The following is a 277-nucleotide window of genomic DNA, read 5'->3' as shown; positions in this document are numbered from 1 at the left end:
ATTACACGATTAAGGTTCCTTCCCGAACCGGTTATGTGAAGATTGTGGAGGCTGTGCCGACGGCAAGCAATGTAGCCAATGCGCAAATTACGGATGCCACTCTATCGAATGGGACCGGGCTGGCGAAGGTGCTGGTGACCTCGGAAGCAGGTACGACGACGGAGTATAAGCTGCATATCGAAGCAAATCCCGAAGCTGCTTCAGGCACGATTTTGTACAAAGAGAACTTTGAGAATGGACAATGGAATCAAGACAGCACGGTAGGTTGGAATAACGG

1 protein-coding gene is annotated in these 277 nt (G+C 50.2%); it reads left to right on the top strand.

Features of this window, described 5'->3' with window-relative positions:
• The coding region (locus tag KVT27_RS24440; RefSeq protein WP_217582161.1) for a hypothetical protein at positions 1-277 on the top strand (277 nt) is incomplete at both ends.

Source organism: Lysinibacillus sp. GbtcB16, assembly GCF_019091145.1.
In the GTDB taxonomy this organism is placed as follows: Bacteria; Bacillota; Bacilli; order Bacillales_A; family Planococcaceae; genus Lysinibacillus; species Lysinibacillus fusiformis.
Note: the sequence above shows the minus strand (reverse complement) of the source record. Positions and strands in the feature narration are given on the sequence as shown.